The organism is Sphingobacterium sp. R2, assembly GCF_040760075.1.
In the GTDB taxonomy this organism is placed as follows: Bacteria; Bacteroidota; Bacteroidia; order Sphingobacteriales; family Sphingobacteriaceae; genus Sphingobacterium.
The window spans coordinates 3,008,014-3,023,405 of the sequence record NZ_CP142884.1 but is presented as its reverse complement, the minus strand read 5'-3'; the positions used below and the strand labels follow the sequence as shown (position 1 = coordinate 3,023,405).

12 protein-coding genes and 1 other RNA gene are annotated in these 15,392 nt (G+C 40.0%); 6 read left to right on the top strand and 7 right to left on the bottom strand.

The window, feature by feature from the left end; genetic code table 11:
• Nucleotides 1-26: 26 nt before the first annotated feature.
• An RNA gene (gene rnpB / locus VXM68_RS12475) (RNase P RNA component class A) lies at nt 27-405 on the bottom strand.
• A gap of 157 nt (nt 406-562) precedes the next feature.
• Between rnpB and VXM68_RS12470 the strand changes: the two genes are divergently transcribed.
• Entirely contained in the window at nt 563-1,603 is a 1,041-nt protein-coding gene (locus tag VXM68_RS12470; RefSeq protein WP_294184730.1) for a YafY family protein, read from the top strand.
• An 82-nt stretch (nt 1,604-1,685) separates the two neighbouring features.
• Here VXM68_RS12470 and VXM68_RS12465 read toward each other — a convergent pair whose 3' ends face one another.
• The 3 genes from VXM68_RS12465 to argS are packed head-to-tail and all read right to left on the bottom strand — an operon-like array spanning nt 1,686 to nt 5,758.
• The gene (locus VXM68_RS12465; RefSeq protein ID WP_294350691.1) at nt 1,686-2,876 is read right to left on the bottom strand and encodes an aminoacetone oxidase family FAD-binding enzyme; all 1,191 of its coding nucleotides are present in this window, start codon (nt 2,874-2,876) and stop codon (nt 1,686-1,688) included.
• A gap of 16 nt (nt 2,877-2,892) precedes the next feature.
• Nucleotides 2,893-3,972 carry an oxidoreductase gene (locus tag VXM68_RS12460; RefSeq protein ID WP_294184731.1) on the bottom strand — a complete coding sequence of 360 codons (1,080 nt, stop codon included), beginning with the start codon at nt 3,970-3,972 and terminating at the stop codon, nt 2,893-2,895.
• 1 nt (nt 3,973) lies between these two features.
• Nucleotides 3,974-5,758: an arginine--tRNA ligase gene (gene argS / locus VXM68_RS12455; RefSeq protein ID WP_367208893.1), complete on the bottom strand. Its 1,785-nt coding sequence runs from the start codon at nt 5,756-5,758 to the stop codon at nt 3,974-3,976.
• Between the two features lie 108 nt (nt 5,759-5,866).
• On the opposite strand from argS, the gene VXM68_RS12450 reads away from it, so the two are divergent.
• Entirely contained in the window at nt 5,867-7,258 is a 1,392-nt protein-coding gene (locus tag VXM68_RS12450) for an arginine decarboxylase (RefSeq protein WP_121123983.1), read from the top strand.
• A 506-nt stretch (nt 7,259-7,764) separates the two neighbouring features.
• Here the strand turns inward: VXM68_RS12450 and VXM68_RS12445 are convergent.
• Nucleotides 7,765-8,271: a thioredoxin family protein gene (locus tag VXM68_RS12445; RefSeq protein WP_293955509.1), complete on the bottom strand. Its 507-nt coding sequence runs from the start codon at nt 8,269-8,271 to the stop codon at nt 7,765-7,767.
• Nucleotides 8,272-8,724: 453 nt separating this feature from the next.
• Here VXM68_RS12445 and VXM68_RS12440 point away from each other — a divergent pair, with 453 nt between their 5' ends.
• From VXM68_RS12440 to VXM68_RS12430, 3 genes are read left to right on the top strand one after another with little or no spacing between them, the layout of a single operon-like run.
• A complete protein-coding gene (locus VXM68_RS12440; RefSeq protein WP_294184734.1) occupies nt 8,725-10,302 on the top strand; it encodes a glycerol-3-phosphate dehydrogenase/oxidase in 1,578 nt (525 codons plus the stop codon).
• A 27-nt stretch (nt 10,303-10,329) separates the two neighbouring features.
• Nucleotides 10,330-11,829, top strand: a complete 1,500-nt coding sequence (gene glpK / locus VXM68_RS12435) for a glycerol kinase GlpK (protein WP_367208891.1) — start codon at nt 10,330-10,332, stop codon at nt 11,827-11,829.
• A gap of 9 nt (nt 11,830-11,838) precedes the next feature.
• A complete protein-coding gene (locus tag VXM68_RS12430) occupies nt 11,839-12,579 on the top strand; it encodes an MIP/aquaporin family protein (protein ID WP_293955512.1) in 741 nt (246 codons plus the stop codon).
• Between the two features lie 58 nt (nt 12,580-12,637).
• On the opposite strand, the gene VXM68_RS12425 is transcribed toward VXM68_RS12430, so the two are convergent.
• Nucleotides 12,638-13,597: a GNAT family N-acetyltransferase gene (locus tag VXM68_RS12425; protein ID WP_294184735.1), complete on the bottom strand. Its 960-nt coding sequence runs from the start codon at nt 13,595-13,597 to the stop codon at nt 12,638-12,640.
• Between the two features lie 5 nt (nt 13,598-13,602).
• Entirely contained in the window at nt 13,603-14,436 is an 834-nt protein-coding gene (locus tag VXM68_RS12420) for a 1-acyl-sn-glycerol-3-phosphate acyltransferase (RefSeq protein WP_294184736.1), read from the bottom strand.
• A gap of 252 nt (nt 14,437-14,688) precedes the next feature.
• Here VXM68_RS12420 and VXM68_RS12415 point away from each other — a divergent pair, with 252 nt between their 5' ends.
• Nucleotides 14,689-15,351, top strand: a complete 663-nt coding sequence (locus tag VXM68_RS12415; RefSeq protein WP_294184737.1) for a CBS domain-containing protein — start codon at nt 14,689-14,691, stop codon at nt 15,349-15,351.
• Nucleotides 15,352-15,392: the final 41 nt, after the last annotated feature.

Genomic DNA, 15,392 nt, shown 5'->3' with positions numbered 1-15,392 from the left:
ATAAGTTTTTTTTGGCAATTAGCGAAAAAGAAGCAAACCTTGTAAGCCGGGTTCTGTAGACCACCGAAGTGGAATTTCTATCATTTATCTAGATTTGCCATCACTGACAAACTCAATCAACCTACCCATTACGAATTCCAATACATTGAAAGAAGACGAGCAGCCTTCGATTTTCGCAACCTATTTGGTCTTTCAACACACGAGGTTTACCGTAATGCATGTCACCATGCAAGACCGTAAGCTCTTACCTTACGTTTTCACCCTTACTCCGAAAAGCGGTATATTTTCTGTGGCACTTTCTGTCTACTATTTCCATAGCAGCCTTCCCGTTAGGAAGCGTGTCGCTCTATGTTGCCCGGACTTTCCTCTCCTCTCAAAAAGAGCAGCGATAGAACCAGTTTGCTTCTGCGCAAAAGTAGCTATTTTACTCGGATAAAACTGAAATTCTTTTCAATTTCGAAAACACCGGAAATTATTTAGCTTGTGCTGTAAATTCTACGCAGTCATATTGCGTAGATAAAAGAAAGTTTTCGTATTTTCAGTTAACCAAAAGAAATCGAACGTGGCACTTAATAAACTCGCGCTTATACGCTATAAAACTATTGATCAATGTCTCCGTTTGCGACATCGGAAATGGACGTTGGAAGATCTTATGGAAAAGGTATCCGATGCACTCTATGAATTTGAAGGAATCAAAAATGGGATAAGTAAACGCACCATACAAGGTGATATTCAACTCATGCGTAGTAATAAGCTCGGCTACAATGCGCCTATAGTCGTCTTGCAACGCAAATTCTACACCTATGAAGATCCCCACTATAGTATTAGCAATTCTCCTATTTCTGTCGGAGATATGCAAAAAATGAAGGAGGCTGTGGAGGTGTTGAAGCATGTGAGCGGCTTCTCGAGCTTTGATGAATTGAGCGATATTGTTGCACGGCTCGAAGATAGTATCCATACCAAAAAGGATAATGCGCCATCGATTATACAAATGGAAAATAATAATCTGCTAAAGGGACTTTCCTTTATCAATCCATTGCATCAAGCCATTCGAGAAAAAACCCCGCTACTCATAAGCTACCAGTCGTTCAAAGCAAAACAACAGCAAGATCTTGTCTTCTCCCCCTATCTTCTAAAAGAGTATCGTAATCGGTGGTTTCTAATTGGGCATCACAAAAAGAATGAAGGGTTGATGACGCTAGCACTTGATCGCATAAATTCTGTAGAAGAAATGGGTAAAAATTCATATCAAGAATATAACGGGGTAGATTTTGAACGCTATTTTTCGGATACCATTGGCGTTACTAAATCACACAAAGACCGCGGACATCGCGTAATATTACTTGTCAATGCAAAAAATGCGCCTTATGTGACAACAAAACCCATACATTCTTCCCAGCAAATTTTAGGTAAAAAGGAAGACGGATCGATTTTGATTCGCCTCGATGTTGTACTTAATTTTGAGCTGGAAAGAGAAATTTTAGGTTTTGGCGAATCCGTTAAGGTGCTCTCACCGAAAAGTCTTCAAACTCGAATAAAGCAGCGCTTGGGAGCTGCCATACAACGTTATACCCAAGAATCCGTAGATAGAATTTTGGATTAAAAAATGTATAGTATTTCAGTTGATTCTCCCACTTAGGCGATATTTCCAGAAGAGATGGAAACCATTGTCTCCTTCACAAAGGCTAAATATCTTGAGCAATGGCATAACCACTAGCCCAAGCCCATTGGAAGTTATAGCCGCCCAGCCATCCGGTAATATCTACAGTTTCTCCTCCGAAATAAAGGCCATTTACTTTTTTTGACATGAGTGTCTTAGGATGAAGTTCCGCTGTCGATACTCCCCCTCGCATAACCTCAGCTTTATCATAACCCTTATCTCCCGCAGGTTTTACCTTGAAGTGATGAATAGTATCAACAATCAATTTCGCCTCAGCCTTACTAAGGGAGGCAATTTTGGTATCCAATACTAGGAATTTTCCAAGAGCATCAACCAATTTCCTCGTGAAGTGATCGTTCAACAATTGGGAAACAAGTCTTTTTCCGCCGTATTGTCGCTCTTGTTTAATCAGATTATCTAAATTAAAATTAGGCAGTAGATCAATGCTAATCTCCTGTCCAGGCCTCCAATAACTTGATATCTGAAGAATTGCGGGTCCGCTTAATCCCCAGTGTGTAAAGAGAATATTCTCTTCAAAAGACATTCCGGCAACAGATACCTTTGAGAATACCGAATTTCCAGCTAAGGAACTATACCAATCGGCATCTTTTCCTGTTATGGTCAGCGGCACTAATGCAGGAGCTGTACCGACCACTTCCAAACCAAATTTTTTGGCTAGGCGTAAACCAAAGTCTGATGCGCCAAGCTTTTGAACCGGAAGCCCTCCGGAAGCAATGATAACTTTTGGGCTATGATAGTGGGATTCACCTGCTTCATTTTCTACTGTTACAACAAAACCATCGGCATCTCTTTCAACAGATTTCACCAATGTATTTAAGGCAATATCCTGATCCGTTTCATATAAAATTTTAGAAAACACAGCAACAATATCTTTTGCTTTATTGGTTATCGGAAACAGCTGCCCCAAGGTCTTCTCCTGCCCCACAATGCCATAGCTTTCAAAAAACACAACAGTATCCTCTACAGTCCATTGCTTGAACACGCTATGTAAAAAATCTGGATTTTCAGAAATGAAATTTGATGGGCTAGTACCCGTATTCGTATAATTACAGCGTCCACCTCCAGAAATCAATATCTTCGCACCAACTTTATCGTTTCGTTCAATAACTAAAGTCTTCTTTCCAATGAGCCCTGCTTGCGCAGCGCACATCAAACCACAGGCCCCAGCCCCAATAATGATAGCATCGTAGGTTATAGTCACAGTAACAGATCTAATAAGCAATCAATGTGTCGTCAACAGAAATCACCCTCCGCTCCAATTGACTCTGATATGCTATTTCAATAATTTTAATAACATCTCGGGCTTGTTCTGGCGATGCGATTAAGGATCTTTTCCCTAATATACTATCCGCAACGTTCTGATAAAAATCAGGATAGGAACCAATTTCAGAAGGAATCATTTCTTCAATGTCATTCCCCTTTTCAACGATATTGAGCTTGCCGTATAGACTTGGATCCTCTTGTCCCCAGGTTGGATCTTCATCAGGAAATTTACCATCGCGCAGTAAAGCTTCCTGTGGGTCGATACCATATTTTACAAAATTTCCGTTCATTCCAAAGACACGATACCGAGGTGTGGGTTCTTTTGCAAGCATAGACCCTTTCAACGATACCCGTAAGTTATCATAGTACAATAGGCAGTCGAAATTATCGATAGTCTTTGCGTGATCCCGTTGGATAGCTAAATCTGCAAAAACAGCATTTGGCTTTCCAAACAACTGTAAAGCCTGGTCGATGAGATGAGGCCCTAAGTCATAAAATACTCCAGAACCCGGCAAATTTTCCTCACGCCAAGCATTCGGTCGCAGGTAGTTTCGAAAACGATCAAAGCGAGATTCCAAATTTACAATCCGTCCCAATCTTCCACTTTTGATTACTTTTTCAACTGTACGATAGTCTGAGTTGAACCTTAAATTATGGTAGGGAGCCAAGATCAGATTGTACTGCTTTGCCAACGAAATCAACTCATCTGCCTGATCCACACTATTTGTAAACGGCTTTTCAACCACGACATGTTTTCCCGCTTCCAATGCACGTTTGGCAAAAGGATAATGCATTTCATTGGAGGTTGCAATCACGACTAAATCAATGGTTGGATCATCGAATATGTCATTTGCAGACAAAGCAATTTCCGCATGCGGATAGCGCTCCTTAAGCAAACTCTGCTGATCAGCTTTGCGTGCCGTCACCTTGATAAGATCCAGTTCCACAATCGAACGCATCACGGGGGCATGAAAAACTTGGCCTGAAATTCCAAAACCAATAAGTCCTACGCGAATTTTCTCCATCATATTACATTCTTTCGGGCACTTGGATACCCAATAAGTTCATTCCTTTTGCAATAACCTTCGCTGCGGAAGCAGATAAGTGCAACCTAAAGTTTTTAACATCATTATCTTCCGCTTTCAAGATGGTTTCCTCATGATAAAATTTATTGTAAATCTTGGCTACTTCATAAATATAATTTGCCAACTGGGCAGGGCTGAACTCTTGTGCGGAGGCTTCAATAGTCTCTGGAAATGCTCCAAGTTGCTGAATCAAATCACGTTCGTAAGAAGAGATCGTTGCCGGTACAGAAACCGCACTGTCAAAATTGAATTCAGCTTTACTTAAGACAGATTTGATACGTGCATGAGTATATTGAATAAACGGCCCAGTATGTCCTTGAAAATCGACGGACTCATTGGGATCAAATAAGAGACGTTTTTTGGGATCTACCTTCAATAGAAAATATTTAAGCGCCCCCATTCCAATCGTATCATAAAGAGCTGCTTTGGATGCTTCGTCCAATCCTTCCGTCTTTCCAAGTTCTTCAGTCCGTTCCTGCGCAGTTTTAAGCATTTCAGCCATCAAATCATCCGCATCAACAACTGTTCCTTCCCTTGATTTCATTTTGCCGGATGGAAGATCGACCATTCCATAAGACAAATGGAACAAACCTTCAGCCCAGGCTTTACCAAGTTTTTTTAAGATTAAGAACAATACCTTGAAATGATAATCTTGCTCGTTACCAACAACATAGATAGATTCACTCATTTTGAACTCATCATACTTTAGTTGAGCTGTCCCCAAATCTTGGGTGATATAAACAGAAGTACCGTCGCCACGAAGCACCAGCTTCTGATCCAATCCTTCATCTGTTAGATCAATCCAAACGGAGTTATCTTCTTTCTTGAAGAAAACGCCTTTATCCAAACCTTCTTGAATAATATCTTTACCTAACAAGTAAGTATTGGATTCATAATAATATTTGTCGAAATCGACGCCCAATTGTTTGTATGTCTTTTCAAATCCAGCATACACCCAGTTATTCATGGTTTTCCAAAGTGAGATTACCTCTTCATTGCCCGCCTCCCATTGTTGCAACATCGCTTGGGCTTGCTTCATCAACGGCGCATTTTTCTTTGCTTCATCTTCGGTTTGCCCTTCAGCCTTCAATGCCTCGATCTCCTTTTTATATTCTTTGTCAAACACGACGTAATATTTTCCGACGAGGTGGTCTCCCTTCATCCCTGTAGATTCAGGTGTCTCACCGGCACCAAATTTCTGCCAGGCCAACATCGATTTACAGATATGGATACCACGGTCATTTACCAAATTCGCTTTGATCACCTCATAACCATAGGCCTTCAGAATTTCGGCCACGGAGTATCCTAATAAATTATTCCGAATGTGGCCTAAATGCAGCGGTTTATTCGTATTGGGAGAAGAGTATTCCACCATCAGTTTTTTTCCATTTGCCGGAAATATGCCAAAGTCCTTCGACGAGATGGTCTGATTCAACAACGTGATCCAGTAAGCATCCGAAAGGACAATATTCAAAAACCCTTTGATCACATTGAAATCCGATATTTCAGCAATGTGCTGTTGCAAATAGGCTCCAATTTCTTTTCCAGTTTGCTCAGGAGAAGATTTCGAAAAGCGCGTTACGGGAAATGCTACGATCGTAATTTGTCCTTCAAACTCCTTTCGGGTAGCTTGTAAAGCAATTTGATTTTCTAAAATATCTGCATTGTAAAGCTCTTTTACTGCCTGTACAGTGACTTCAACAAGTCGCTTTTGAATAGAATTTGCCATTTAATGATTTTGTAATTTTTACAACTTCCTGATAGTGAATTGGAAATAAATAACATTCCTTATTTAGGTATTCACCATTAAAGTATATCTTTGCAAAAATAATAAAAAATGCAGAGCTATCAGGAATTTCTTGACTTAAGTGTTGGTTTTCCGCAAGACGGATTCGAAATCATCGACGACGAATTGTATTTCCACGATTTGAATTTAATGGAAATGATAGAAACGTACGGTACGCCGTTACGTTTTACCTATTTGCCTATCGTCAGCAAAAAAATTCAGCAAGCGAAAATCCTTTTTCAGACCGCAATTCTGAAACATAACTATCGCGGATCTTACAAATATTGCTATTGTACTAAATCATCCCATTTCAAGCACATCGTAGAAGAGGCGTTGAAAAATGATATTCACCTGGAAACTTCCTCTGCATTTGACATGCCGATGATCGATTCATTGGAAAGACAGGGTACGGTAACAAAAGACATTACAGTCATCTGTAATGGATTCAAAACGTATCAGTATAAACAGTATATTGTAGATATGATCCATGATGGATATACAAACATTATACCCGTACTAGATAATAAAGAAGAGTTTAACCTTTACGACGATGAAATCGAACTGGATGAACCTTGTGCGCTAGGAATCCGCGTTGCATCCGAAGAGCAACCAGACTCTCAATTCTATACATCTCGTTTGGGAATCCGTCAGGAAGACGTCATTGACTTCTATAACAACAAAATCGTTGACAATCCAAACTTTAAAGTCAAGTTACTTCACTTTTTCATCAATTCAGGTATCTCAGACACTCCCTACTACTGGAATGAACTGGAGAAATATGTGACGTTGTACTGTAAATTCAAGAAAGTAAACCCAGACTTAGATACATTGGATATCGGTGGGGGTATGCCGTTTAAGGATTCACTGGTGCACGACTTTGACTACGAATACATGGTCAATGAAATCGTGAACCGGATCAAACAAATCTGCGCGCACCACGAGGTAATGGAACCCGATATTATTACCGAATTTGGTAAATACACCGTCGCTGAAGCTTCAGGTATTCTATACAAAGTACTCGGCCGCAAGCAACAAAATGACCGTGAGCGCTGGTTTATGATTGATGGCTCATTTATTACGAATTTACCCGATGTATGGGCATTGAATCAAAAATACATCCTCTTGCCAATCAACAACTGGGATTCGGAATATGAACGTGTCAATCTAGGCGGTATTACCTGCGATGGTCAGGATTATTATAATCAGGAGGCACATATGAATTCGGTATTTATGCCAAAGACACGCAAGGTTCAATACCTGGGATTCTTTCATACAGGGGCCTATCAGGATGTATTAAGTGGATATGGAGGAATTCATCACTGCCTATTGCCTTCCCCTAAACATGTGCTCGTACGCCGCAATAGAGACGAAACATTCAACTACGAAGTGTTTGGTGAGGAACAAAACTCGAAGCAAGTCATGAAGTTATTGGGGTATCAATAAGATATTATAACCAGAATACCCGCTCTTTCAATTGCCGGATGATAAATACCGTGCAGAGAAAGCGTGTTTTTAAGCACAAAAAAACGGTCCCGGTCTTAGAAACGGGACCGTTTTTTTGTGCTTAATCACGCCAATTATAATCGAGATTAAATTTGAAAACCAAGTGCAGATACCCAGCCTCATTCATCAGCGTAAATCGCACCGATAAACTTCATACCAAGGCCTGAAATAATACGGACTTTGTCCGGACCTAATAGGGACTTGATAGGGGCCTCATTCGGATGAAAGCGTTTAAAGTACCTGTTAGCTTCGAATTAGATCAGCATAAAATACAAGGCACTTAGCTTGTTGGAGTTTTCTCTTTCCGAACTTGTTCACAACGGGAAATCCCGATTTCAGCAGGCGATTAAGGTCTTACAAAGCAAGCCCCTTAAAAAGAGGCTTTCAGTTTATTTATTTACTATTTTTATTTTAATATATCATAGAAATTACGGCATCAAAAACATTTATTTCGCCACCCAAGCTGTAAAGAAGTTAAGTACTTTTTCTTCATCATAGCCTTTTCCTTTTTCCAGACTACCACTTTCCTGTACATGCAATGTTTTTCCGTTTCTGTCTAAAACAATAAAAAATGGATAACCTAATTTATTTCCTTCAGGAGCATACTTCTGAAAAACAACCTCGTTTTTATTCTCCTTTGAATAATTAAGGTGATAATAGAGAAAGCGAGTCTTCAACAACTTGTCTACACTTGCCGTTTTGTGGATATAATCATTAAATTTCAAACACCAAACACACCAGTTTCCCCCAGCTTGGATAATAATATTTTTCTTTTCTTTCTTTGCCTGAACTAATAACTGATCAATATCATTTTGTGCATTAGCATCTGGACGGTAAGGCTTTGAAAGCTCCTCGGTCGCAGTAGCCTGTTGTGAGAACGCTTTAGACTGTAAAACTACCGTTCCAAAAAACACAACGGCTCCGCACAGAAATAATCTTATATTTCTCATCATAAATAAATTAAATAGTACTCTAAAATTACAAAATCATTTGCTTAAACCAAAACATAAGCAGCATACAATGGTTAAACATGATATAGCTATCGACCAAAAAAAACATCCACGATCACACAGCACATATTTTGATCGGATCGTTAAACATGGTAAGAAAGTGCAGATGCCAGCTAAAGTATACAAATTGGGGTAACCATCGAATACTTTTCATTGGCGAGGGAAAAAACACAGCTTTTTGACACGCCATACGGAACTGCTGGCAAAAAAGAAAAGCTAATGTTTGATTATAATCAAAACAATAAAAAACAAAACAAAACAAAAGCAAATATCATATCTTAACATAAATATGATGTAATTCCTTTTAAAATTTGATGAATATACTATAACTTAGTGTTGAGAATAGGGAAATGAACCAGCAACAAAGTTTACCATAACACTCCTAAACGAAAGAAAATGAAACATCAAGAATTCAATAGATCAAAACTGATAGAAAAAATAAGAGATACGAGTGCATGGGATGTTATCGTAATAGGTGGTGGAGCGAGCGGATTAGGTGTTGCATTAGATGCTTTAAGCCGTGGATTCAAAACCATTTTGCTGGAACAGGTTGATTTTGCAAAAGGTACTTCAAGCAAAGCGACCAAACTCGTTCATGGCGGTGTACGCTATTTGGCTCAAGGTGATATTAGTCTGGTTAAAGAAGCGCTTCACGAAAGAGGTCTACTTCAAAAAAACGCTCCTCATCTGGTGAAAAACCAATCATTTATCATACCCAACTACAATTGGTTCGATGGTCCATTCTATACTATTGGAATGAAAATATATGATCTTTTGGCCGGTAAATTAAGTTTGGGAAAATCCATCCATATCAATAAAGATGAAACACTTAGTCGGATAAGCACAGTTAGACCAAAAGGTTTATATGGTGGAGTGGTTTATCAGGACGGGCAATTTGACGACTCAAGACTTGCACTCAATGTAGCCCAAACCTGCATACAGATGGGTGGAGTTGCCCTAAATTATGTAAGAGTGAATAATCTCACTAAGGATAAGAACGGACGAATAAACGGTGTTATCGCCAATGACACCGAAACAGGTGAAGTTTTTACGATACAAGGTAAGGCGATAATCAATGCCACAGGCATATTTGTAGATGATATCTTAAAAATGGATAGACCGGAAGCCAAACAAATGGTACGTCCCAGCCAAGGAGTCCATCTCGTATTTGACAAATCCTTCCTCCCTGGCGACGACGCGATCATGATTCCAAAAACAGATGATGGACGTGTCCTTTTTCTAGTTCCCTGGCACAATCGGGTCATTGCAGGAACAACCGACACCCCGATTGATGAACATAGCCTTGAACCCGTAGCTTTGGAACAGGAAATCGATTTTATTTTGAAAACTGCGGGACGCTACTTAACGAAACAACCAACAAGAGCAGATGCATTGGCGGTATTCGCTGGACTTCGTCCATTGGCCGCCCCTACAGGCAACTCCAATAAGACCAAAGAGATTTCACGAAGCCACAAAGTTATTGTAAGCGACTCCAAATTACTGACTTTAACAGGTGGAAAGTGGACAACATTCCGTCGAATGGGGCAAGATACAATCGATAAAGCGATAAAAATTGGCTGTTTACCGCAAAAAGAAAGCCGGTCCGCCACACAAATGATTTATAGTGCCATTCCGACAGCAGATAGAAGCAATCATCTCTATATTTATGGTGCTGACCAAGAAGCTATCCGTGCATTAGCCCAGGAAAATCCTGAATGGAATGAGAAATTATTAGCGCACCTAGAATTTAAAAAAGCAGAGATTGTTTGGGCCGCACGCAATGAACTTGCCAGGACAGTAGAAGATGTGCTATCCCGTCGTGTACGCATACTCTTTCTAGATGCCAAAGCTGCCGTTGAAGCAGCTCCTGAGGTCGCTAGATTACTCGCACTGGAACTAGGTAAGGATGAAAATTGGCGAAATGATCAAATTGAAAACTTTCAAAAAGTTGCAAAAAATTACATCTTGAAGTAACACAAAAATAACCAACAATACTCAATTATGGAACAGCAATACATCTTGGCAATGGATCAAGGTACCACCAGCTCCAGAGCAATAATTTTTGATAAAGACAGAAATATAGTCTCCATTGCCCAGAAGGAATTTACACAGATATTCCCACAACCGGGATGGGTCGAACATGACCCACATGAAATCTGGTCAACGCAGGCAGGTGTCACAGCAGAAGCTACCACAAAGGCAGGATTAAATGGTAAAAATATTGCCGCTATTGGTATAACCAATCAACGCGAAACTGTAGTCGTCTGGAACAAAGAAACTGGAAAACCCATTTATAATGCCATCGTTTGGCAAGATAAACGCACAGCAGATTATTGCGACGAATTGCGCAAGTCCAAAAAGCATGAAATGATTCAGGAAAAAACGGGACTGATATTAGATCCGTATTTCTCTGCTACCAAAATCAAATGGATTCTGGACAATGTAGAGGGGGCGCGGGAAAAGGCACAAAACGGAGAATTAATTTGTGGAACGATCGACACCTGGCTCGTCTGGAACCTCACCCGCGGCGACGCGCACATCACTGACGTTACTAACGCATCCCGTACCTTACTGTTTAATATCCACAGCATGGAATGGGATGAGGAACTCCTTGAATTGTTTGACATCCCCGCGGCCATGCTTCCGCAAGTAAAAGAAAGCAGCGAAATATATGGAGAATCCCGGACGACCATTTTTGCACACAAAGTCAAAATAGCAGGAATTGCCGGCGATCAGCAAGCGGCACTTTTTGGACAGCAATGTATCGAGAAAGGAATGGTCAAAAATACATACGGAACAGGATGCTTTATGTTAATGAATATTGGCGATAAACCAATCCGATCAAAGAACAACCTATTAACAACCGTTGCATGGAAAATCAACGGAAGAACAGAATATGCATTAGAAGGCAGCATATTCATCGGCGGCGCACTGGTCCAATGGTTGCGCGACAATCTTAACATTATCCATAAGTCGGCCGACGTTGAACAACTGGCACTTACAGAAAAAGATAATGGTGGCGTCACCTTTATCCCAACATTTGCAGGTTTGGGAGCACCATACTGGAATGCCCGTGCACAAGGCACTTTATTTGGACTCACGCGCGCAACAACGAATGGCCATATTGCACGCGCTTCGCTCGAAGCAATCTCCCTTCAGACACGGGATGTACTACAGGCAATGGGGGCTGATAGTGGCATACCAATCAAAGAATTGCGTGTAGATGGTGGTGCGACTGGAAATGACCTACTCATGCAAATTCAGGCTAATATACTCAATTGCAACGTTGTGCGACCTAAAATTACAGAAACAACGGCTTTGGGCGCGGCATACTTAGCAGGACTAGCTGTAGGCTATTGGAAAGACCCGCAGGAAATATCGAAGTTTTGGGCGCAAGATCGTCTATTTGAACCCGAAACTGAACAAGAAGAGCAAACCAACAAAATCATTAAACTCTGGACAAAAGGAGTTAAAGCATTACAGTACTGGACCGAAAACTAATCCACAAGCATGAACCATTATTTAGCAGAATTTATCGGTACAACACTCCTATTACTTTTGGGGAACGGAGTTGTCGCCAACGTTATATTGAAAGGTACAAAAGGAGAAAATGGAGGATGGATTGTAATCACTACGGCATGGGCACTTGCAGTATACGTGGGGGTAGTATTTGCCGGACCCTATACCGGTGCGCACCTCAACCCTGCAGTAACAATTGCTGTCGCTCTGAATAATGGACTCTCATGGACGGAAGTACCTGGCTATATTCTTGCGCAAATTGCCGGCGGTTTCTGTGGCGCCATGTTAACCTACTTCATGCACAAAGATCACTTTGACGCTACTTCAGATGCCACGACCAAACTCGGTGTTTTTGCCACTATACCGAACATACGAAATACTTCAACAAACCTGGTGAGTGAAATCATCGGAACCTTTGTGTTAATTTTTGCGATTTTCTTCATTACAGGCCAAGAGATTACCATCAATGAAAAAACTGAGCCCATCGGGATGGGTTCCCTTGGTGCTATTCCTGTCGCTTTCGTCGTTTGGGCCATCGGTCTATCATTAGGAGGTACTACAGGCTATGCCATAAATCCTGCCCGTGATCTCGGTCCACGCCTATTTCATGCGCTTTGGCCAATTAAAGGTAAAGGCAGCTCGGACTGGTCCTATGCATGGATTCCTATCTTGGGGCCCATCATAGGCGCTATTTTAGCCTTTGCACTCTATATATGTATAAAGCCTGCCTAGTTAGCGTATTTTATAACAGCTAAAAGGGGATTCAATTTATGAATCCCCTTTTAGTTTTTTACCCGCGTTTAGGCTTTCGATGACCATATTCACGATCCCGCTCAAACGTATTCATATGACGTTCCTTCTTGCCAGGGTATACATCGTCTATTACAATTAAGATACCTTTTTCCTCCACCGTACCAAATTCATCATTACGTGCTATACCAAAAGATTTCATGGTTGGCGAAAGGTTCATATACGTATTGATGAGTGGTGGAATGTTCTCTCCCAATGCCCTTACACGACTGTTTAAAACTTTATATCCCTCCCTATAATCCAATCCATCAAAAATGCCGATAAAACGATCGTAATCGTTCTTGATTTCCAATGCAGGAAGGGGTAACACCAAGTTGTCGTGATCAGGGAAATAATAATCCATAAAGTAAAGTAGCATATCACGCGCATCTTTATTGTAATGCGGATACATCGTTACCTTACCGAAGAGATATTTTATTTCCGGATTAAGCATAACCAAAGCTCCTAAGCCGTCCCATAAGTTATCTAATGAAAAAATTCCTTTTCGATTATCTATGGCGGGTTGGTATTTAGGTTGAACAAAAGAGCGCCCCAATTCTATGGTGTAAGGCAAATACTCTTGTGCGAACAAATCAGAAAACTGAAAATAATGCGCTGTTGACAAATTGGGCACACCATTTACCTCTCCAGCGTCAGCACATTTAATGACACGATAACCAGCAACCACTTCCTCATCTTCGGGATTCCATGCGATCAACTGATCGTAACAATCTTCGCAGGTATCATTTTCATCAATATCAATTGAAAGTCCTGTACCTCCGCCTGCCCCACGAAAAGTCAACTCACGTAAACGCCCAATTTCCCGCATGACATTCGGCGAATTATGATAGTTGATTAAATATATCTCGTTATTTCCATTGTTGGTATATCGTAAGAAAACGTCTTTATTCAATTCGGTCTTCAATAATGCTCTATCAACTGGAGGTATAATTTCTTGCATAAATTCTATTTTTCTTGAGCCAATCCATAAACCCTTCTTTTCACTTCCTCAGCCCAAGTTTTTTCGTTTTTTGATTGATCAAACGCTGTATAAGGGATTCGTTCTCCTACTATAATATTAACGGTATGCCCACGTTGAGCAAACATTTCATCAGGTAAATATAACATTTCAATGTTTACCTTAAGACCTATTTTCTGTCTAAGCCTTGCAAAATTATAAAAAAACTTAGAGTTTTTACCGTCGATTAACACTGGAATGACATCTTTTTTATATTTTTTTGCCTTACTGATGAAACTTTTCTTCCATTCAAGATCCTCAATATGGCCATCTTTTTGTTTTCTGGAAACCAAACCAGCTGGAAATACCAATAGCGCGTCATCGGCACCATAAGCTTCTTCAATCGCTGTAATAGCCTGTTTTCCTTGCCCTCCGAGCTTGTTTACACCCACAAAGAGGGGTCTCAAATTGCCTATATTTAATAGAATATCATTCACTAAAAATTTGACGTCACGCCGGTGCTTACCAATAGCATGCATAAATGCGATACCGTCCAATCCGCCCAAAGGATGATTGGATGCAAAAATTACAGGATCCGATGCTGGAATATTTTCCGCACCGTACAAATTGACCTTTACATCCAGATCATTGATCAGAGCATCAACAAAATCCAATCCCTGAAGGTCTGCAAAGCGTGTCATAATATCATTTATCTCATCTTCATGAATTGTCCTTTTTAAATAATTCATTAAAAAAGACGGAATCCATTTAGCAAGCCCCGCGTTCTTTTTGTGAATAACTTCACGTATATCAATAAATTTTTTATTCTCGCTTGTGGTCATCAATCCTATTTTTCTGATTAGAAATTACATCTTTAGAAAGGCTTCTAACCAAGCCTTTCTCAATTCGCTGACAAAAATAATAACAGAACGGTAATAAAAGTACAATTTTAAACTTTAAAAATGTACTTATTTGCGATTATGCAATCTGTCCTTTTGCCTGAGTTTTTGAAGTGCTTCAGCAACTCAAACAATTAAGCAGAAATCTCATCTTCGAAAATTTCTTTTGACCTAGTTTTTTTATTAAGTTTGGATATGCTAATAAGTCAATTTCTTTCAAACGCAGATTTCAGCATTCAAAATGCTGATTCAATACAACAGGCGCTCGAAAAGCTCCAAGATATGCTTTGTAAAGAATTAATTGTTTTAAATGGTGACGAATATATTGGCTTGGTCAATGAAACCATTTTATTGGAAGCCGAAGACGAGGAAGCATTGCTTTCTTCCATCCCCATAAATACAGTTCCAATACCGTTAAAGTTTAATCAACATCCTTATGATGCCCTGGTGATGATGACTGTGTACAATAGTACAATTGTTCCTATTTTGGACCAGGACAACAAATATATTGGAGTCTGTACGCAGTTAGATGTCTTAAAAGCAATCAGTTTGATTCAATCACAGAATGAATCGGGCGCAATTATTGTCTTAGCCATCGGACTACATGATTTTTCATTGTCTCAAATTGCGCATCTCGTGGAAAGTGATAATTGCAGAATTCTCAATTGTGCTACCAAAATAAATTTGGACACCGATAATATTGAAGTTACACTAAAAATAGACAAATCAAATATTGGTGCTTTGCTCAATTCATTTTTGCGACACAACTACATAATTTTGGAAACTCACAATACGATAGCATCCTTCGATGACACTGCCGACCGCTATCAACAGCTCATGAATTACATCAACATATAATTAGAATTATTTTTTTCTCATCTTTGCCCCCATTAAAATTG